The 19,843-nt window shown below is 57.3% G+C and carries 15 protein-coding genes and 2 tRNA genes; 8 read left to right on the top strand and 9 right to left on the bottom strand.

Going from position 1 to position 19,843, the window contains the following annotated elements:
- Positions 1-2 precede the first annotated feature (2 nt).
- A complete protein-coding gene (locus B1C80_RS08355; protein WP_369822683.1) occupies positions 3-2,390 on the top strand; it encodes a BamA/TamA family outer membrane protein in 2,388 nt (795 codons plus the stop codon).
- A 39-nt stretch (positions 2,391-2,429) separates the two neighbouring features.
- Here the strand turns inward: B1C80_RS08355 and B1C80_RS08350 are convergent, their stop codons facing one another.
- Complete coding sequence (locus B1C80_RS08350) at positions 2,430-3,158, bottom strand: arylesterase (protein ID WP_077920622.1); 729 nt, start codon at positions 3,156-3,158, stop codon at positions 2,430-2,432.
- A 117-nt stretch (positions 3,159-3,275) separates the two neighbouring features.
- On the opposite strand from B1C80_RS08350, the gene B1C80_RS08345 reads away from it, so the two are divergent.
- Complete coding sequence (locus B1C80_RS08345) at positions 3,276-3,989, top strand: ABC transporter ATP-binding protein (protein WP_077920621.1); 714 nt, start codon at positions 3,276-3,278, stop codon at positions 3,987-3,989.
- 22 nt (positions 3,990-4,011) lie between these two features.
- Positions 4,012-6,531 (top strand): ABC transporter permease, encoded by a 2,520-nt coding sequence (locus B1C80_RS08340; protein ID WP_236648685.1) that lies wholly within the window; start codon positions 4,012-4,014, stop codon positions 6,529-6,531.
- Positions 6,532-6,591: 60 nt separating this feature from the next.
- Here the strand turns inward: B1C80_RS08340 and B1C80_RS08335 are convergent, their stop codons facing one another.
- The 6 genes from B1C80_RS08335 to B1C80_RS08310 all read right to left on the bottom strand — a co-directional run bounded on the left by B1C80_RS08335 (position 6,592) and on the right by B1C80_RS08310 (position 13,107).
- Entirely contained in the window at positions 6,592-7,344 is a 753-nt protein-coding gene (locus B1C80_RS08335) for an SDR family NAD(P)-dependent oxidoreductase (RefSeq protein WP_077920620.1), read from the bottom strand.
- Between the two features lie 122 nt (positions 7,345-7,466).
- Positions 7,467-8,084, bottom strand: a complete 618-nt coding sequence (locus B1C80_RS08330) for an ABC transporter ATP-binding protein (protein ID WP_201723559.1) — start codon at positions 8,082-8,084, stop codon at positions 7,467-7,469.
- Positions 8,085-8,327: 243 nt separating this feature from the next.
- Positions 8,328-9,125 carry an acyl-ACP--UDP-N-acetylglucosamine O-acyltransferase gene (lpxA, locus tag B1C80_RS08325; RefSeq protein ID WP_077920619.1) on the bottom strand — a complete coding sequence of 266 codons (798 nt, stop codon included), beginning with the start codon at positions 9,123-9,125 and terminating at the stop codon, positions 8,328-8,330.
- A gap of 133 nt (positions 9,126-9,258) precedes the next feature.
- A complete protein-coding gene (locus tag B1C80_RS08320; protein WP_077920618.1) occupies positions 9,259-10,653 on the bottom strand; it encodes a bifunctional UDP-3-O-[3-hydroxymyristoyl] N-acetylglucosamine deacetylase/3-hydroxyacyl-ACP dehydratase in 1,395 nt (464 codons plus the stop codon).
- Positions 10,654-10,724: 71 nt separating this feature from the next.
- A complete protein-coding gene (lpxD, locus tag B1C80_RS08315; RefSeq protein ID WP_077920617.1) occupies positions 10,725-11,753 on the bottom strand; it encodes a UDP-3-O-(3-hydroxymyristoyl)glucosamine N-acyltransferase in 1,029 nt (342 codons plus the stop codon).
- A gap of 103 nt (positions 11,754-11,856) precedes the next feature.
- Complete coding sequence (locus B1C80_RS08310) at positions 11,857-13,107, bottom strand: HD domain-containing protein (RefSeq protein ID WP_077920616.1); 1,251 nt, start codon at positions 13,105-13,107, stop codon at positions 11,857-11,859.
- Between the two features lie 138 nt (positions 13,108-13,245).
- Here B1C80_RS08310 and B1C80_RS08305 point away from each other — a divergent pair.
- A tRNA-Ile gene (locus B1C80_RS08305) sits at positions 13,246-13,319 on the top strand.
- Positions 13,320-13,378: 59 nt separating this feature from the next.
- Here the strand turns inward: B1C80_RS08305 and B1C80_RS08300 are convergent.
- On the bottom strand, positions 13,379-14,560 hold the full coding sequence (locus tag B1C80_RS08300; RefSeq protein ID WP_077920615.1) for a dipeptidase: 1,182 nt from the start codon (positions 14,558-14,560) through the stop codon (positions 13,379-13,381).
- Positions 14,561-14,727: 167 nt separating this feature from the next.
- Between B1C80_RS08300 and ubiE the strand changes: the two genes are divergently transcribed.
- The 4 genes from ubiE (at position 14,728) to B1C80_RS08280 (ending at position 18,028) form a co-directional block, all read left to right on the top strand.
- Positions 14,728-15,462 carry a bifunctional demethylmenaquinone methyltransferase/2-methoxy-6-polyprenyl-1,4-benzoquinol methylase UbiE gene (gene ubiE / locus B1C80_RS08295; RefSeq protein WP_077920897.1) on the top strand — a complete coding sequence of 245 codons (735 nt, stop codon included), beginning with the start codon at positions 14,728-14,730 and terminating at the stop codon, positions 15,460-15,462.
- A complete protein-coding gene (locus B1C80_RS08290; protein ID WP_077920614.1) occupies positions 15,408-16,142 on the top strand; it encodes a porin family protein in 735 nt (244 codons plus the stop codon). The genes ubiE and B1C80_RS08290 overlap by 55 nt, the downstream gene beginning before the upstream one ends.
- A gap of 441 nt (positions 16,143-16,583) precedes the next feature.
- Positions 16,584-16,658: transfer RNA gene (locus tag B1C80_RS08285), tRNA-Val, on the top strand.
- Between the two features lie 470 nt (positions 16,659-17,128).
- The gene (locus B1C80_RS08280; RefSeq protein WP_077920613.1) at positions 17,129-18,028 is read left to right on the top strand and encodes a bestrophin family protein; all 900 of its coding nucleotides are present in this window, start codon (positions 17,129-17,131) and stop codon (positions 18,026-18,028) included.
- A gap of 742 nt (positions 18,029-18,770) precedes the next feature.
- Here B1C80_RS08280 and B1C80_RS08275 read toward each other — a convergent pair.
- A complete protein-coding gene (locus B1C80_RS08275; protein ID WP_077920612.1) occupies positions 18,771-19,832 on the bottom strand; it encodes a glycoside hydrolase family 2 TIM barrel-domain containing protein in 1,062 nt (353 codons plus the stop codon).
- Positions 19,833-19,843: the final 11 nt, after the last annotated feature.

Raw genomic sequence — 19,843 nt, 5'->3', positions numbered from 1 at the left:
ATATGAAAATGAGTTTCCCCACCATAGATCGAGCCGGTATCTGGCCCTACAGGGGTCCGGCTCTGTTTGTGCTGTTGCTGATTACCCTGAACGCCTGTAACGTGGCCAAGCGGCTGCCGCCCAACGAACGGCTCTACATGGGCACCGATATTGTAATGCAGGCCGACTCCACCGTGTCCGAGTCGGAACAGGATGCGATGGAAGAGCAACTGACGGCCCTGGCCCGGCCCCGGCCCAACAAACAGCTCCTGGGGTACCCCTGGAAAGTAGCGGCTTATTACCTCTTCGGCGAACCCCGCAGCAAGAACGGGTTCAGAGCCTGGTTCCGCCGGAAATTCGGACAGGAGCCCGTCTTCGCGAGTGCCAAGGCTATTTCGTCGAGTATTCCGGTCTGGGAGGCTCGGATGCAGAACGAAGGATATTTCGACTCGCAGGTAACGGGCGAGCTGAAAGAAGAAGGTTACAAAGCCCGAGGGGTTTATACGGTGCAGCTGAAACCCCGTTTTTACATTGATTCGGTGGCCTTCGTATTCGACTCGCTGGCGCTGAGCGACACCAGCGCACGCCGGAATTTCATGACATCGGCCCGTCGGACGTTACTCAAAAAAGGCATTCCGTACCAGCTCGACGCCATCAAACTGGAACGGGAACGCATCGGTCAGTACATGAAACAGCGCGGGTTTTATTACTTCCTGCCCGATTACGTAGCGGCCCTAGCCGACAACGACTCAGCTGCTCACCGGACTGATTTGTACATGTACATCAAGCCGGAGATGCCCGCTGCAGCCGGCGTGCCGTACTCGATCCGGAACGTCTTCATCTACCCGAACTACAACCTGTCAACGGCTCAGCGCGACACCAACCGGCAGCAGGCCTACCAGACCCCCGAAAATCGGTTCAACGTTGTCGATTCGACCAACCACTTCAACCCCAAGCTGTTCCGCGATATCGTAACCGTACTGCCGGGCAAACGCTACAACAGCCGGGCGCAGGATCTGACGCTGTCGCGGTTCGTGAACGTCGGCGCGTTCAAGTTTGTCCGGAACCGCTTCGACCCCGACCAGCAGGGCGACTCGGCCGTTCTCGACGTGCATTATTACCTGACGCCCTACCCGACCAAATCGGTCCGGCTCGAAATCGACGGCACCTCGCGCTCCAACAACTTTACCGGTTCGCAGCTTACCCTGAGCTGGCGCAACCGTAACGCACTCAAACGGGCCGAACTACTGACCATCAACGCCAACGCCGGTATCGAATTTCAGGTCAACGCGGGCAATCAGGGCATAACGAATTACCGCTATGGCCTCGAAGCACTGCTGAGTTTTCCGCGGCTGGTCAGCCCCATCCGGTTCCGTCAGGATGAGCGCCAGCGGGCCCTGCCCAAAACAAACGTCACCCTTGGGTATCAGACCATTATCCGCGGCAACCTCTACAGTCTCAATTCGTTTCAGACCACCTTTGGTTACTCATGGCGGCAGAATCAGCAGATCGAGCATTCGTTTCAGCCGTTCAATGCCACCTATGTGCTGCCTTCGAACATCAGCCAGGCCTTTATCGACTCGGCCGTCGAGAACCCGTTCATCTTTCGGCAGCTGGTTAACATACAACGGTCCAAACAGCTGATCCTCAGTTCGCTCTACACGTTTAACTACAACTCGTCACCCCGTACGGTCTCGCCCACCACCTTCCGGCTGACCTCCAACATCGAAGTGGCGGGTAACCTCGCCAATCTGCTGTTCAACAAGCGCGACGAAAACGGCGACAAGGTTATTTTCAACGTTCCCTTTGCCCAGTACGTCCGTTTCGATGCCGACGCCCGGGTTTACCGGCGGCTGGGTTCGAACCTTACCTGGGCCAACCGGCTTTTTGTGGGCGTCGGCCTGCCCTACGGCAACTCGCGGGATATGTCGCTGCCGTTGATCCGTCAGTATTTTGTGGGCGGCAGCAACAGTATTCGCGCCTTCCGGCCCCGCGCCATCGGCCCCGGCCTGTTCACCCGCGATACCCTGCAGAACGTGCTCATCACCCAGGACGGCGGGGGCGATATCCGGCTGGAAGCCAATACGGAACTGCGGCTGAAATTCAACAAGTACGTAGAGGGCGCCGTGTTTGTCGACGCCGGTAATATCTGGTCTTATTACGCCATCAACGTATTTGGTCCGGAGGCCCAGTTCACCAAACAGTTTTATGAGCAGGTGGCTATCGGTACCGGAGCCGGTATCCGGATCGATCTGTCGTACTTCCTGATTCGGCTGGACCTGGCCACCCCGCTGCGCAAACCGTACAAGGTCGACGGCAGCGAATGGGTCATTAACCAGATCAACCTGCGCGACAGCAACTGGCGCAAACAGAATCTGGTCTTCAACATAGGTGTGGGGTATCCCTTCTAAAAACAGGCCGGGGCCGTCAGCTGACGGCCCCGGCCTGTTTTATTGAGCTTCTTTTCGCAATACCGGTTCCAGAATACCCCAGACCGTATTGGCCACGATCTTATGACCGGCGGGGGTGGGATGGATGCCGTCGGGCTGGTTCAGCTTTGGTACACCCCCTACGCCTTCGAGCAAAAACGGAATCAGCACCGCTTTATTTTTGTCGGCCAGTTCTTTGAACAAATCCCTAAATTCGCGGGTGTAGTCGGCACCCATATTCGGCGGTATCTGCATACCGGCCAGCACGATCGTTGCGTCGGGGCTTTTGCGCCGGACGGTATCCATGATGGCCTGCAGGTTCTGACGGGTCGAGCTGAGCGGCAACCCGCGCAGACCGTCGTTGCCCCCCAGTTCGAGCACGAATACCGAAACGGGCTGACGCATGACCCAGCCGATCCGGCTCTTGCCCCCGGCGGTGGTTTCGCCACTGAGTCCGGCATTGACAACCTGGTAGTTCAACCCGAGCGAGTCGATCTTCTGACCAATCAGGGCCGGAAACGCCTGCGACGGCTCTACCCCGTACCCGGCCGTGAGGCTGTTGCCGTAGAACAGAATGACGCGCTTAGCCGAAGGAGCCGCAGCCGTCGTCGCTGCGGGCGCGTTCGCCGTGGTCGGGGCGGTAGTGGCATCGTCTTTTTTATCCGACGACCCACAGCCCCAAACCGCTACGCCTAGTATCAGACCGCTCGTCACAGAAGCCAGGGTTTGCCTCGTTCTCAAGAACTTCATAGGAATGTATTCGGTTTTGATTACACACAGAGGCACCGAGAACGCAGCGAAACCCAGCAGAAGCGTTACGTTCCCGGTGCCTCTGTGTGTAATCAATAAACACTAGCTCTTTGTTCCATGAGCATTCTGCACGTCGAAAATCTCACCAAGACTTACCGGAGCGGGGGCCGCGACCTGACCGTTTTACACGGGGTCAACTTCACCCTCGAGCCGGGCGATACGTTTTCTATTGTAGGGCCATCGGGCAGCGGCAAAACGACCCTGCTCGGTTTGTGTGCCGGTCTGGACCGGGCCTCGTCGGGTAGCGTGTATCTGAACGACATCCGGCTCGATACCCTCAGCGAAGACCAGCGGGCCGCCGTCCGGAATGAGCATGTGGGCTTTATCTTCCAGAATTTCCAGCTGCTGCCGACCCTCACCGCCCTCGAAAACGTGATGGTGCCGCTCGAACTGCGGGGCGAACGCGGAGCGCAGAAAGCCGCTCAGGCCCTGCTCGACCGGGTTGGGCTGGGGCAGCGCGGTCACCACTACCCGACCCAGCTTTCGGGCGGTGAACAGCAGCGGGTGTCGCTGGCGCGCGCCTTTGCCAACCGGCCCAAACTGCTCTTCGCCGACGAACCCACCGGTAACCTCGACGCCGACACCAGCGACACGGTGGTCGACCTGCTCTTCGAACTCAACCGCGAAGCCGGCACGACGCTCGTTCTCGTTACCCACGACCTCGAACTGGCCGCCCGCACCCAGCGCGTTATCCGCATCCGGGGTGGAGCCGTTGTCTCCGACTCGGGCCAGCCGGTTAGCACCCCGGCGCCCACCGTGTTACCCGACTAATTCACTCTTTCGCTCCTGATACATGCTTTGGCTTTTTAACATGGCCTGGCGCGACAGCCGCCGGAGCCGACAGCGTTTGCTGCTTTTCATGTCGGCCATTGTGCTCGGTATTGCCGCTCTGGTAGCCATCAACTCGTTTGGCGACAACCTGGCACGCAGCATCGACGGGCAGGCCCGTGAACTGCTGGGCGCCGACCTGACCCTGTCGTGGACGCGCCCGCCTTCGCGCCGAACGGTGCAGCTGGCCCAGACCATGGGGCGCAGCCGCTCGTACGAAGTGTCGTTTCCGTCGCTGGTCTCTATCCCGAAAACGGGCGGGGTACGGCTGGCGCAGGTCAAAGGGCTTGAAGGCGGGTTTCCGTATTATGGGACCTGGGAGGTAGAGCCGCTGGCGGCCGTCCAGGCGTTTCGGCAGGCCAGCAGCCGCGTAGCCCTGGTCGACGATGCGCTGCTGGTTCAACTGGGTGCGCAGCCCGGCGACTCGGTTCGGGTCGGAACCCTTTCTTTCCTGATCGCTGGCCGCGTGCTGAAAACCCCCGGTCAGGCCGCCATCACCACGACCGTAGCCCCTACCGTTTTTATTCCCAACAAGTACCTGAACCAGACGGGCCTGCTGCAGCGCGGCAGCCGGATCGCCTATAAATACTACTACCAGTTTCCGGCCGGCACCGACGTAGGCGCGTACGTCAAAACCATTTCGGGCCGTCTGGACAAGGAAGGCGTCAACTACGATACCGTAACGGCGCGCAAGCAGCAGACCGGCCGCTCCTTTGCCGACCTGACCAAATACCTCAGCCTGGTAGCCTTTGTGGCCCTGCTGCTGGGCTGCGTTGGGGTAGCGAGTGCGGTGCAGCTGTACGTCAAAGAAAAGATAGCTTCCGTAGCCATCCTACGGACCCTCGGAGCCAGCGGCCGGCAGGCCCTGCTGATCTACCTCATCCAGACCGCTCTGATGGGGCTGCTGGGGGCCGCGATCGGCGCGGTGCTGGGCTCGGTCGTTCAACTCGTACTACCGCGGGTGTTCAGCGATTTTCTGCCGGTAGCGGTCGAGACGGGCCTGTCGGGGGCCGCCATCGTGAGTGGTATCGGCACAGGCCTGCTCATCTCGGTCCTGTTTTCGCTGCTGCCGCTGCTGGCCATCCGAAACGTATCGCCCCTGCGCACGCTGCGTACCAGCTATGAAGATGACCTGTCGGGCCGCGACCCGCTGCGGTGGCTGGTGTACCTGCTGGTGCTGGGCTTTATCGTTGGCTTCTCCTACTGGCAAACCCGTAGTCTTACCCTGGCGCTCGGCTTCACGGGCGGCATGGCTGTAGCCTTTGGCGCGCTGACGGGGCTGGGCCTGGGCCTGATCTGGCTCGTTCGGCGGTTCTTCCCGGCTTCGTGGAGTTATACCTGGCGGCAAAGTCTGGCCAACCTGTACCGCCCCAACAACCAGACCCTGATACTAGTCACGGCCGTGGGACTGGGGGCTTTCCTGATCTCTACGCTCTACCTGACCCAGGGACTCCTGCTGAACCGGGTCGAACTGTCGGCCAGTGGCAAGCAGCCAAATATGGTGCTGTTCGACATACAGAATGAACAGCTGGCCGGCGTTCGCTCGCTGGTGGTCCAGCAGAAGCTGCCCGTGCTGGAGCAGGTGCCGGTGGTAACTATGCGGCTCGCCACCATCAACGGCCTTACCCCCGAAGCCATCCGGAAAGACACCAGCCTGAAAATACCGGACTGGGCCATGATGCGCGAATACCGGGTTACGTACCGCGACTCGCTCATCTCGTCGGAGAAGCTGACCGCCGGGAAGGTACCCTATCAGGCCAATGGCCTCCCGTATATATCGTTCGAAAAAGCCTACCTCGACCGCATGCACCTGAAAATTGGCGATACGCTGACGTTTAACGTACAGGGAGCACCTGTCCAGACCATCGTAGGCGGCACCCGCGAGGTGGAATGGAACCGGGTGCAGCCTAATTTTCTGGTTGTCTTTCCGTCGGGCGTACTCGAACAGGCTCCGCAGTTCCACGTCCTGATGACCCGGGTTCCGAGTAACGAAGTGTCGGCCATGTTGCAGCGGGAGCTGGTCAGCCGGTTTCCCAACGTCTCGGCCATCGATCTGGGCCTCGTGCTGAAGACGATCGACGAGATTCTCGATCAAATCTCGTTCGTTATCCGGTTCATGGCGCTGTTCAGCATCCTGACGGGCCTGCTGGTGCTGGCCAGCTCGGTCATCATCAGCAAATACCAGCGCCTGCGCGAAAGCGTCCTATTGCGGACCCTCGGGGCCAGCCGCAACCAGATTCTGCGGATAACGGCGCTCGAATACGGGTTGCTGGGTATGCTGGCGGCTCTGGCCGGTATCCTGCTCTCGTTGCTGGGCACCTGGGCGCTGGCGCAGTTTGTGTTCGAGGTAGCTTTCCGACCCGATCTTACCCCACTGGCTATCGTAGCCGCCGTAGTCACCACGCTGACGATCCTGATCGGGGTTTTCAACAGCCGCGAAGTGCTGGTCCGGCCGCCCCTGGAGGTATTGCGAAACGATGCTTAAGCAATAGGGCTGGCCCGGCAGGTAATATGCCGGGTCAGCCCCATGTTTATTTCCAGTTTATTACTGCGCCAGGTAACCGCCATCGACCGGGTAGTACGAACCCGTTACGAAGGAGGCTTTATCGGACGAGAGCCAGATAACCAGCTCAGCGACCTCGTCCGACTTACCCAGTCGACCGATGGGATGCATACTGATGAGTTGCTGCCGGGCGTCGGCGGGCAGTACCGACAGCAAGGGGGTATCGATGTAGGCAGGGCCAACGGCGTTGACCCGAATGCCGGATGCTGCGTATTCTAGAGCCGCGGTTTTGGTCAGTCCAACGACGCCGTGTTTGGCCGCTACATACCCCGGCGAGTTGGGGGTACCCACCTGCCCCAGGATAGAGGCCATGTTTACCACTACCCCACTACCCTGTTTGGCCATCTGCGCCAGCTGGTATTTGAGGCAATAGAAAACGCTGTTCAGGTTGATGTTGATAATGGTCTGCCACCCTTCCAGGCTATAGTCGGCGGTCTTGTTCAGCTCACCCCCGATACCGGCGTTGTTGCAGGCAATATCCAGTTTGCCATAGCGATTGACGGCTTCGTTCACCAGCCGCTGGCACTCGGCGGGGTCGCCTACGTCGGCCAGCACGAAATGCGCCTGCACGTCCATTCCCTTGATCTGTTCGACGACAACCTGCCCTTTTTCGGCATCGATATCCGACACCAGCACGTTCGCACCATGTTGTCCATAAAGCAGAGCAATGGCTTTCCCGATCCCCGAAGCGGCTCCCGTAACGAGCGCTGTTTTTCCAGCCAGTGAATGTTCCATAATCCCGTGTGTTTGCTTTACAAACAAGCCCATCCCTAAATAGTTAGGCAAGTAGTCGCTTATCTATGAAGTAACAACATAGGAAAATAGGCAGTCGGCGCAGCGGAGACAGTCACCCGAACTCACTTCCAGCGCATTACGTCCATAACGTTCGGACAAAAGTCGTATTCGTCGGGAATGTTGGAGCCTATAATCAGCAACTGGGTGGGGCCAAGCTGGCGTACCTGTTCGTGGTACCAGGCCGCCCCCTGCCGGTCGAGGTTAGCCGTGGGTTCATCGAGGATAACGACCGGCGAGTCGGAGAAGAACGCCAGGCCGAGTTTCACCCGCTGTTTCATCCCCGATGAGAAATACTTGACTTCTTTATGGCGGGCGTGGCTCAGCAGCAGCCGATCGGCTACCAGGTCGGTTGTCAGCCCCGCCTTGAACGGCTTGAATGTCTGGTGGAACTGCAGCAGCTCATCCAGCGTCAGCTCCTCGATCAGCTCCAGATAGGGGGCAGCCAGGCTGATATGCCGGAACCAGTTATCGGGATCCAGGTCTTTTCCGTTGAGGCTATAGGTAAGCTTCCCTTCGGTCATGGGTAAACTACCGGCCAGCAGCTGCAGCAGCGTCGATTTACCGCTCCCGTTCGGTCCGACGAAGGTATAGCTCGTTCCGGCCGTAAACGTCAGATCGACCCGCCGAAAGATCCACTCTTTCCGGTATTTTTTCCCAACCTGATCCGCTCTGATGACCATAATTCGACTGTTATGTCGTTTTCCTCTTCTCACCGTGGTCCGTGTCCTCACGGACCACTTATGCGACAGCAATACCATCCGGATAGGAGACGCAAAGGGTTGCGTCTCTACGACACCACACCACCGTGGTTCTCGTCCTCACGGGCCATGGTAAATGACATGAACTACGGTGGTGGTGAAATAAAGAATGGACAGTGATCGCCGGGTGGCGTCTCTATCCATTCGTGGTGGTTTTGGTATGCTTTATTCGCGTTCGGTACCCGATGAGGTCGGTCCTTTCATGATGCCCCGCTCGGACGAACGGATGAAATTAACGATCTCGTCGCGCTCATCCGATGGCGGCAATTCGAGTTCGATCTGCGTCAGCGCATCGGCGTTGTTCAGGCCACGCAGGTAGATATAGCGGTATATTTCCTGAATTTCGTTGATGCGGTCATTGTCGAACCCACGCCGACGGAGACCGATCGAGTTGATGCCCGTATAGGACAGCGGCTCACGAGCGGCTTTCGTGTAGGGCGGCACGTCTTTCCGGACCAGCGACCCGCCCGAAATCATGGCGTGCGCACCGATTTTTGTGAACTGAAGTACCGAACTCGACCCGCCGATAATGGCCCAGTCGCCCATGTACACGTGGCCGGCCATCTGGACGTTGTTGGTCAGAATGCAGTGATTACCGATGCGGCAGTCGTGGGCTACGTGCGCGTAGGCCATGATGAGGCAGTTGGCGCCGATCTCCGTTTTCCAGTGTTCTTCGGTACCGCGGCTGATGGTGGCGTATTCACGAATAGTCGTGTTGTCGCCAATGAACGTCCGCGTGTACTCGTTTCTGAACTTGAGATCCTGCGGAATGGACGAGATGACCGCGCCCGGATAAATTCGGCAGTTACGGCCAATACGGGCACCTTCGTTGATAACCGCGTGCGAACCAATCCACGTCCCCTCTCCAATTTCAACATCCTTGTGAATAATAGCAAACGGCTCAATCACCACATTGTGCGCAATCTTGGCTTCGGGGTGTATGTACGCTAATGGTTGAATCATGTTCTTCTAATGATGAATGATAAACGATGAATGATAGGGGAACCCGTCGGAACCTCAGCGAATGATTTGCCCAGCCGGGCAGCATGATGAAAACCAGCGATATGGCTCCTCATCAGGTATCATTCATCGTTCATCATTTCTTTTTAACCAGACTGGCAATCATGTCGGCTTCGCAAACCAGCTGGTTGTTGACGTACCCCCGGCCCTGCATTTTCACGATACCCCGTTTCATGGGTGTGGTGAACTCACACCGAAAGATTACGGTATCGCCCGGCAGAACGTTGCGCCGAAACCGGCAATTTTCGATACCGACCAGAAAGGGCCAGTAATTTTCAGGATCAGGTACCGTACTCAGTACCAGAATACCACCCGTCTGAGCCATCGCTTCCAGCTGCATTACCCCCGGCATAACTGGGTTTCCCGGAAAATGGCCCGGGAAGAACGGCTCATTCATGGTCACATTTTTGATACCAACCACGCTATTCTCGTCCAGCGCGATGATTTTATCGATCATCTGAAACGGGTAGCGGTGGGGCAGCAACTGCGAAATTCGGTTGATGTCCAGAACCGGCGGTTGGGTAGCATCGTACTTAGGCACCTGATTAGCCGCGTTTTTGAGCATCAGTTTTTTTATTTTTTTGGCGAAGGCAACGTTGGCTGCATGGCCGGGCCGGGCCGCCAGGATCTGCGCTTTGATGGGCCGGCCAATCAGCGCCAGATCGCCCACCATGTCGAGCAGTTTATGGCGGGCCATTTCGTTGGGGTAGTGCAGCTCCAGGTTGTTCAGAATGCCTTCCCGCTTGTTGACGCCTACCTTCGACTTGTGCAGCAGGTCGGCCAGGTAGTCCAGTTCGCCATCGTTAACCTCGCGGTCTACGATCACGATCGCGTTGGTGAGGTCACCCCCTTTGATCAGGTTCTGCTTGTAGAGCGCTTCGAGCTCGTGCAGGAACACGAACGTCCGGCAGTTGGCGATCTGCTCGGGAAACTGGCTGATGTCGTTCAGATAGGCGTGCTGGCTGCTGATCACGCGCGAGTTATAGTCGACCATAACCGTCAGCCGGTAATCGTCCAGCGGCAGGGCGGCCAGTTCGATGTCTTTTTCGGCATTGCGGTAGTGAACGTACTCGCTCACTTCGAAGTAGTTACGCTGGGCGTTCTGCTCTTCGATACCGGCGCTGCGGAGAGCCTCGATGAACTGAATCGACGAGCCATCCATGATGGGCGGCTCGGGACCATCCAGCTGAATCAGCACGTTATCGATCTGTAAACCAACCAGAGCCGCCAGGGTGTGTTCTACGGTATGAATCCGGGCACCACTTTGCTCGAGGGTCGTTCCCCGCGACAGGTCTACCACGTTATCTACATCGGCGTCCACGATGGGCTGGCCGGGCAGGTCGACACGCTGAAATTTATAGCCATGGTTGGTGGGCGCGGGCAGAAACGTCATCGTAGCCGAGACGCCCGTATGCAGGCCCACACCCGATACCGATATGGATTTCTGAATGGTCTGTTGTTTGGTATTCATGCGTTTCCGTTTTCAGTGGATGCGTTTGTCGACTTCAGCCCCGAACAGGACCGATGCCCGAAACCTGAAAACTATTTATTGTTCTTTTTCTCGAGTTCACTGACCCGCCGGTCAAGATCGGGTAATCGGCGGAATATAGCCTGCGAGCGCATGTTGTCGCGCAGCAGGAAGGCGTGCGACCCGTTCAGCGAGGTTCCCTCTTCGGTAATGTTCTTACCAACGCCCGACTGAGCGCCTACTTTGGTGTTGTTGGCAATGGTCAGGTGACCGGCAAAGCCGACCTGTCCGGCTATAACGCAATTTTCTCCGATTTTGGTCGATCCGGCAATGCCCGTTTGGGCAGCAATGACGGTATTCCGGCCAATCTCGACGTTATGGGCAATCTGGATCAGGTTATCCAGCTTAACTCCCTGGCGAATAATTGTCGACCCCAGCGTGGCGCAGTCGATGGTCGTGCCGGCACCGATGTTGACAAAGTCTTCGATGATGACGTTACCCAGCTGCGGTATGGTCTTGTACGAGCCGTCGGCCTGGGGCGCAAAGCCGAAGCCTTCGCTGCCGATAACGACGTTGGGGTGCAGCACGCAGAAATTCCCGATCACGCAGTTGTCCATAATCCGGACGCCAGCCTGCAGAATAGTGTTATCACCGATCCGCACGTTGTTACCCACATAGGTGTGTGGATAAATCTTGACGTTTTTACCGATCTGGCAGTTCCGGCCGATGTAGGAGAAAGCCCCCCGGTAGATCTGGTCGCCGATCTGGCTTCCTTCGCCCAGGTACGATGGCTCTTCGACCCCCATCCGGGCAAAACTAATCTGCTTATGATACTCTTCGAGAAGGCGGGTAAAGGCAGAGTAGGAATTTTCTACAAAAATAAGAGCCGACGATACCGGGCGTTTAGGCTGAAACGAACGGTCAACAATAACCGCCGAAGCCCGGGTCGTATAGAGATGTGGCTCGTATTTGAGATTAGACAGAAACGAAATGTCGCCTGGCTGTCCTTCCTCTATTTTGGCTAACTTACTGATTGCCAAACTTTCGTTGCCGGCAACCTCGCCATCCAGCAGCATAGCGATCTGCTTAACTGTAAACTCCATATACGTATAAAGCCCGTTCCGGAACGCTCTGTTTCAACGGGTATTTGGGCCGCTAAGGTAATTAACAAATTGCACTTTCCCGCACTGAGCCTCAGCCGGGCGCTTACTTCTCAACCTCGTTGAGCGCCAGATTCCGTGCCCAGCAAACGTAATACCGCCGAACAATATTGGTCAGCACCTGAATATTCGACAAATCGGATGCATCGGCTATGTCGATTACCTGGCCCGATTTCAGTTTTATACTAATCCGTTCCTCAGACGGCATGTAGGCGGCATTGGTGGCCTGACCCTCTACCAGGAAGTACGACAGCGCATCGTCAGACAGGCCCAGCTCGCGCAGCTGGCCTTCGATCTCGGTCAGCAGCGCCCCCGCAAACGGCTCCGTCGACAGCAGGATTTTGAACAGACGGCGGTCGAGCAGCATCTGGCAGAGGGTTGCCAGCACCCAGTCGTCGTGGGTAGCCCACTGCTTGACGCACGACCAGACATCATAATCGTCGAGCCGGGTAAAGGCATTCAGGTAAGTGCGGTCGGTCCGGAATTCGGCGAGCGAGATGCTGTTGGCCAGAAACAGCCGGAACGTGTCGGGGGCGTAGATAGCCGCGCCCTGCCGGGCCAGGAACCGCGCCCGGCGCAGGATCTGGACCAGCATCGACTCGCAGCAGATCGACGTTTTGTGCAGATACACCTGCCAGTACATCAGCCGCCGGGCGTTGAGGAAGTTTTCGACGCTCAGAATTCCTTTGGCCTCTACAACCAGCGTATCGTCGGCCAGGTCGAGCATCTTGATGATGCGCTCGGCGCCGATGGCCCCTTCGGCCACGCCCGTATAGTAGCCATCGCGGTTAAGGTAATCCATCCGGTCCATATCGAGCTGGCTCGACATGAGCTGGTGAAAGAAAGGCCGTTCGTAGGTGCCTTCAAACATCCGGATCGCCAGCGACAGCCGCCCGCCCATCTGCTCGTTCAGATCATGCATGAGCAGCAGCGAGATTTCTTCGTGCGGCACGTTATCGAGCAAACAGCATTCGAGCACGTGGGAAAACGGCCCGTGCCCGATGTCGTGGAGCAGAATACCGATCTGGGCGGCTTCGCACTCGGCATCGCTGATGCGGTGTCCTTTGCTTTGCAGGGTCTGCATGGCCTGCCCCATCAGGTGCATGGCCCCCAGCGCGTGATGGAAGCGCGTATGCAGCGCCCCCGGATATACATACTCCGACAGGCCTAACTGCTTGATACGCCGAAGCCGCTGAAAATACGGATGCTCGACCAGGTCGAACAGCAGTTCAGTCGGTATGGTGATGAATCCGTAAACGGGGTCGTTCAGGATTTTTTTCTTGTTGGGCGCTGCCATGCGGCAAAAGTAGTAGACAGATGCACAGGATTTAGCCGATTTTTTAGCAACGGATCACCGAAAATCCGGCCCATCGCTGCTATTCTGCCTAAAAATGCTTAAATTTGCATCGCTGACGTCAAGCAATTGACCAGCAACGGGCTTGTAACTCAGTTGGTTAGAGTGCCTGACTCATAATCAGTAAGTCCCAGGTTCGAGTCCTGGCTGGCCCACAAAAAACCGCAGTATCGACAGATGCTGCGGTTTTTTTAATGGAGCGGAGCTGCCAGCCTTACCTGACCTTTGCCTGGCCCAGGACGCGCAGCAGGTTACCCCCCCAGATTTTGGCGATGTCTGTCTCGGAGTAGTTCCGGCGTACCAGCTCGGCGGTCAGGTTTTCGATCTGGCTGACGTCTTCCAGTCCGTTAACGCCCCCGCCCCCGTCGAAGTCGGAGCCGATCCCCACGTGATCGATGCCAACCAGTTTGACAATGTGATCGATATGATCGACAATATCGGCCAGGCTCGCCCGCTCCGACGCGTAGGCTTTCGCTACCGAATCGCTCAGGGCCGTCATTCGGGCTTCCATCTCGGGCGTAACGACCTTGCCTACGCGCGCCATCCGGATTTTGGTCTTGGCCGCCCGGTGCGCTTCCGACGGTTTTTTCAGGTAATCGCTCACGAAGTTGACCTGCACCACCCCGCCTTTGGCCGCAATGGCCTTAATCATCTCGTCAGTCATGTTGCGCGGAAAATCGCAGAGAGCCCGGCTGTTGGAGTGCGACGCAATGACGGGCGCTTTCGATAGTTCGAGCACATCATAAAACGTACTGTCGGCCACGTGCGAGACATCGATCAGGATGCCGAGCCGGTTCATTTCGGGCACCACCTTCTTGCCAAACTCGCTCAGCCCGCCGTACATCGGCCCGTCCGGATCGGTAGACGAGTCGCCGATGAGGTTGTTGGCAAAGTGGGTCAGCGTCATGTAGCGGCACCCCAGGTCGTAATAGGTTTTCAGCAGCGACAGGTCCTGCCCGACCGGGTAGCCGTTTTCCATACCGATGAACACGGCGCGTTTGCCCGCTTTCTCGATGCGGTAGGCGTCTTCGGGCGTGGTAGCCAGCTCGGCCAGGTCCGGGTATTTTTTCAGCGCCTGATGGATCAGGTCAAACTGGTTGAGGGCGTTTCGTTTGGCTTCGGCATGGCCTTCGGGCGTGCGGGGTCCCTGCGAGGTATAGACCGCAAAAAACATGGCATCCATATTGCCTTCTTTCATGCGGGGAAAGTCGATCTGGGAGCCGCTGCCTTTGGTGTTGTGGCGCTGGCCCACGTCGAAGCCTGCTTTCTGCATCATAATGGGCGCATCGGCATGGGTGTCGAGCGTCAGCACCCGCTGGTGAATCCGGTGCACATTTTTGTCGGGTGGGGCGAGGTAAACCAGGAAAGAGACAAGGGGAAGCAGAAAGAGATTCATGTGTTCTGGTTGTATAGTCAATGGGAAAGCTACGCAGAACCGCGCGGAAACGCAATCCCGAACCGATGGCACGAAACTTTCCGCTCAAACGCCCGGTTTGTCAGAAAGCGAAAAAGCCGGACGCGATTCGCCCTTTCGTTCATACACACTTTCGCTCACTGACGCCAATGGCCGTTGTACCCTACAAAGACAAAGACACCTCCAAGCGCGACCAGGTGGCTGAGATGTTTGACAGCATCTCGCCCAAATACGATCTGCTCAACCACGTGCTGAGTGGTGGTATCGACATCCTGTGGCGCAAACGAGCCATCCGCGAACTCCGGAAAGCCTCTTCCCAGCCGCCCAAACGCATCCTCGACATCGCAACCGGCACGGGCGATTTTGCCCTCGAAGCGCTGGCGCTGAAGCCCGAGACAATCGTGGGCATGGATATTTCGGAGGGTATGCTGTCGGTAGGGCGCGACAAAATGCGGAAGCGGGGTGTCGATCATATTATCGAGATGCGGTCGGGCGATTCAGAAGGTTTGCCGCTGCCAGACAATGATTTCGATGCTGTCATCGTTGCATTTGGTGTGCGTAACTTCGAGAATCTGCTGAAAGGCCTGACCGACATGTACCGCGTTACCCGTTCGGGTGGGGTGTGCGTTGTGCTGGAGTTCTCGAACCCGCGCCAGTTTCCGTTCAAGCAACTCTACGGTTTTTACTCCCGAACCATCCTGCCGCTCATCGGGCGCGCGGTGAGCAAAGACGCGTCGGCCTATACGTACCTGCCCGAATCGGTGCAGGCGTTTCCCGACGGTCCTGACTTTCTGCGTATCTACGAAGCCGCCGGTTTTACCAACACGAAATGGATACCGCTTACGTTCGGCGTCGCATCAATTTACATTGGCCACAAGCGCTGATTGTTTGTCTGCTGCTTAGTTCCTGCTGCCTGTCGGCCCACGCCCAGGGCTACAAATACGTACGCAAGCACCTCGAGCGCTACGACGATAAAACCATCCACTACGGTTTTTTCTTCGCAGCGCCCGTTACCCGGTTCAGCGTAGGATACAGCCCGGCCTTCGTTACGTCGGACTCGGCTTATCGGATCTATTCGCCCAACACCGGCAGTTTCCGGGTCGGGTTTGTGGTCAACACCTTTCTCGACGACCGGTGGGATCTGCGCCTGACGCCTTCCGTATCGCTGTTCAGCCGCGAAGTCAAGTACGATTATCCCGGCGGCACCTCCCGCACCGAAACCCGCGAGTCGACCTGGCTCGATTTTCCGCTGCTGCTCAAATACAAATCGGAACGGCGCAACAACAGCCGCATGTACCTGCTGGCCGGGGGCGCGTTCAGCGTTGAAACGAACGTACGTCGGCGGGAAAATCAGGGCGCGAGCCGGCTAAGCACCAACACCATGGACCTGGCGGTGGAGTACGGGGTTGGGTTCGAGCAGTTTTTCGAGTTTTTCAAGCTGGCCCCCGAGCTGCGGTTCTCCCACGGTCTGCTGAACCTCTACCGGCCCGGCACCAACGCGGCCAGCCTGGGCATCAACCGGCTTACCACCCACAGCGTTACCCTCTACCTGAACTTTGAGTAGAAGGCCCCTAGCGACCGGTAGGCAGCACCACCGCATGCCACCAGTAACGCCGGAACGCCTGGAAATAGTCGAGCCATTGCTGGTAGTCGATTGGTTTCACCATATAGGAGGTACCGCGATGTACGTACAACGGCCTTAGCTAACGTTAAGGACGGAGTCATTGACTCGCCGTTCAGCATACCTACCCATGCCACAGCTACCCTACACCAGTAGCCCCGGCCTACGAGAAGGCTCATCCTACGGAACAACCTTTCCGGGTCCGCGGTCGGCTGGGCAGACTACTTTTTCACCGGCCTGCCCGGCTTATTTTCAGCCTTTTAGCGGCTCCTGCGCCCGGGAGGGCCTATTTTTTTCAACTTTTTTTGAGTCATCGCTTGCAAAACCAATTAGCAGCCTGCTATATTTGCACTCCCAAACGACAACAACGGGCGGGAAAGAAAAGGGAGTTTAGCTCAGCTGGTTCAGAGCATCTGCCTTACAAGCAGAGGGTCGGCGGTTCGAACCCGTCAACTCCCACAAAGAAAAGGGTTACGTCAGCAATGATGGTAACCCTTTTTTGTTGGCCTTTGCTAGATACGCCAGGTTGGTTTGCCGCTCGATTCATAACGAACCATGCTTGCTGGCACTTGCTCTCTGGGGCACTGGCAGATAATCATTTTCCCTTCAGCCCGACGGCAAAGCTGGAATAGGATGCGCTCCGCGCATTATTAGAAACCCATTCGGTACCGGCGTTATCCGATACATCCAACGCTGTTTGTCCGAGCGTATGTATAGCCGTTGCCCGATCCCGTCGCGTCAGATTCTCTAATCAAATCCGCAGTTCGGGTGGTTTATACGGGTACCGGCACGGTCTAATCATTTCTTACCAATGCTGTTGTTCCGCGCTCCGACAGGACGGGAGTCAACAGCCTCGGTACCGGGCCAGCAGCCGGTTCCGGTTAGGCTTGGTCCGGATTTGACTTTACTTACTCAACGAAACGTAAATTATGCTGCTGAATCGCCGGATTCCTTTGTTATTCTTTGTGCGTGAAATACGCCGGGAGGCCCTGCTCGTTTTTCTGTTTGCCAATGTAGTGGTACTGGTCAAATTCTCCCTTGGTCTGTGGACGCTGACGATACCGATTGCCATACCAACCCTGCTGGGTACCTGCATTTCGCTGTTGCTGGCGTTCCGAACCAACCAGTCGTACGATCGGTGGTGGGAAGCCCGCATTGCCTGGGGCGCCATTGTCAACGATAGCCGAAGCTTTATCCGGCAGCTGATCATGTACCTGCCCGACGGTCCCGACCGACACGATCTGGTCCGTAGCTTCGTCAACCGCCATTGTGCGTGGTGTTATGTGCTGGGCGATGCGCTGCGGGGCCACATCATTCCCGATCATCTGACCAACTTCCTCAGCCCGGCCGCTACCAAACGCATCATGGAGTCCGATAACAAGCCGAACGCCCTGTTACTGGCCCATGGCGAGTCGATCCGGCGCCTTTACGCCGAGGGCCAGCTGACGGATTACCAGATGGTGCAGCTCAGCGATACGCTTACCAAATTTACCGACTCGATGGGCCGCTGCGAACGGATCAAGAATACGGTTTTCCCGCGTACCTATACCTTCCACATGCAGGTATTTATCTACCTCTTCGCGGCCGTATTGCCCTTTTGTTTCGACGCCGATATGTATTACCTCGATGTGCCGCTGGTTACGCTGATCGGCTCGGCGTTTATCCTGATCGAAAAGAGCGCCATCCAGCTTCAGGATCCGTTTGAAGGCCGCCCGACCGATACGCCCGTAACGACCATTGCCAACACCATCGAGATCAACCTCAAGACGATGGCCAGCTACGAAGCCATTCCCAAAAAAGCCGACGCCCTCACGTATTATTCGCTTTAACCGGTACCGAGCAGGTGACGGTTGGTTGCTACCGGGTGCTACCGACATCTACCGACGCTGGCTACCGACGCTGCGCTGTATAGGCCCTGACGGGCCTATATGCAGGCCGGGAAGGTATTGGGTTGTATAGATTAAACGGGGAATGGCTGACTGCTACCGACGCTGCGCTGTGAAGGCCCTCACGGGCCTATATGCAGGCTGGGGAGGTGTTGGGTGGTATAGATTGGTGGAACCCGCCGACTGCTACCGATGCTGCGCTGTGAAGGCCCTCACGGGCCTATATGCAGGCTGGGGAGGTATTGGGTCGGTGGTTAGGGAATAGGATGGGGAACGGCATGGGATGACCCGTCAGGGCCTTCGAAGCGTGGGTAGATGTCGGTAGGAACCGGTAACCAATGGATCAGGCGGAAGCTAACGTGCATTACGATCAACAAGGCCCGTCAGGGCCTACACAGCGCAGCGTCGGTAGATGTCAACGGATAGCATAATGACGATCAACAAGGCCCGTCAGGGCCTATACAGCGCAGCGTCGGTAGATGTCAGCGGAGAGCATGATGATGATCAACAAGGCCCGTCAGGGCCTTCACAGCGTAGCGTCGGTAGCCAGCGTCGGTAGCAGGTAGAAAAAACCGCCTGAGCGAACACCATGGGCCGTCCGATACATACCAGCTATGCATCGGACGGCCCGTCGATTTTACCGATACCCAATGCGGCTACCCGCTCTGACAACCCGGGCCGGGTTTTATTGCTTGCCGGTCAGCGCCCGGATTGTGCTGATTTCGTTGGGGCTGAAGGGGGTGCCATCGGGACGGTAGATATCGTGGAACCATAACTCCGGCTCTTTGCCGCTGGGTACGGGCGTTCCCCAGGCAAAGATGGTATTGGTCTTACCCGCCACGAAGCCCCAGTTGATAGCGCCTACGTTTTCCTGCTTCAGCATCGGCATGATCGTCTGAAACAGGCTGCCGTTCTTCCGGGCCATGTATTCGGTACAGATCAGCGGTCGGTTGTATTGGCGCAGGTCGCGGATCAACTCCTGATGCCGGTCGATGTAGCCGTAATGGTGGTAGGTGATCACGTCCGAGTTTTCCAGCTGGAATTTGTTCAGCTCGGTAAACTTATCGCCCCAGCTCCAGACCCCGGCGCTGACGGGCTGCGACGGGTTAACGGCTTTGGCCCAGCCAAACACGGCTTTCAGCAGGGGCAGGCTCCGGTCGAAATACTGACTGTTGCCCGGTTCGTTGTAAAGGTCCCAGAGCAATACGCGCTCGTCGTTTTTGAAGGTCGTCATCACGTCTTTGACGTACCGCTCCAGCATGGCCAGACTGTCGGGATGCTGATGAATCATGGTGCCGGGGTCGCGTACCCAGCCGCTGTTGTGAATACCGGGTTTTGGATCGGGCTGTTTGCCGGGCCGGTATTCGTCGTTCCAGCAGTCGTCGAAAAAGACCAGAATGGTTTTAATACCATGTCGGCTGGCAATCTGGAGGTACTGGTCCAGGCGTTTTTTGAACCCCGCCTGATCACTGGTCCAGGCTACGTGGTGCAGGTATACGCGCATAGCGTTCAGGCCAAGCCCTTCGGCCCAGCCCAACTCCCGATCGATGGTTTTAGGGTCGAAGGTAGCGGCCTGAAACATGTCGAGCTGGTTGATGGCCGTACTCGGCTGAAAGTTGGCACCCCGCACCCAGCCCTGCTTCTGGTACCAGGCGTTTGCCTTCTCGGCACGCCAGACAGGGGTTTGCGCCAACAGTCCCGAGCCGGTCAGGAACAGGCTCAGCAGAAGAATCGATACGTATTTCATACATCAAGTAG

Origin of the sequence: Spirosoma sp. 209 (genome assembly GCF_002006735.1) — a bacterium.
GTDB classification, from domain to species: domain Bacteria; phylum Bacteroidota; class Bacteroidia; order Cytophagales; family Spirosomataceae; genus Spirosoma; species Spirosoma sordidisoli.
Note: the sequence above shows the minus strand (reverse complement) of the source record. Positions and strands in the feature narration are given on the sequence as shown.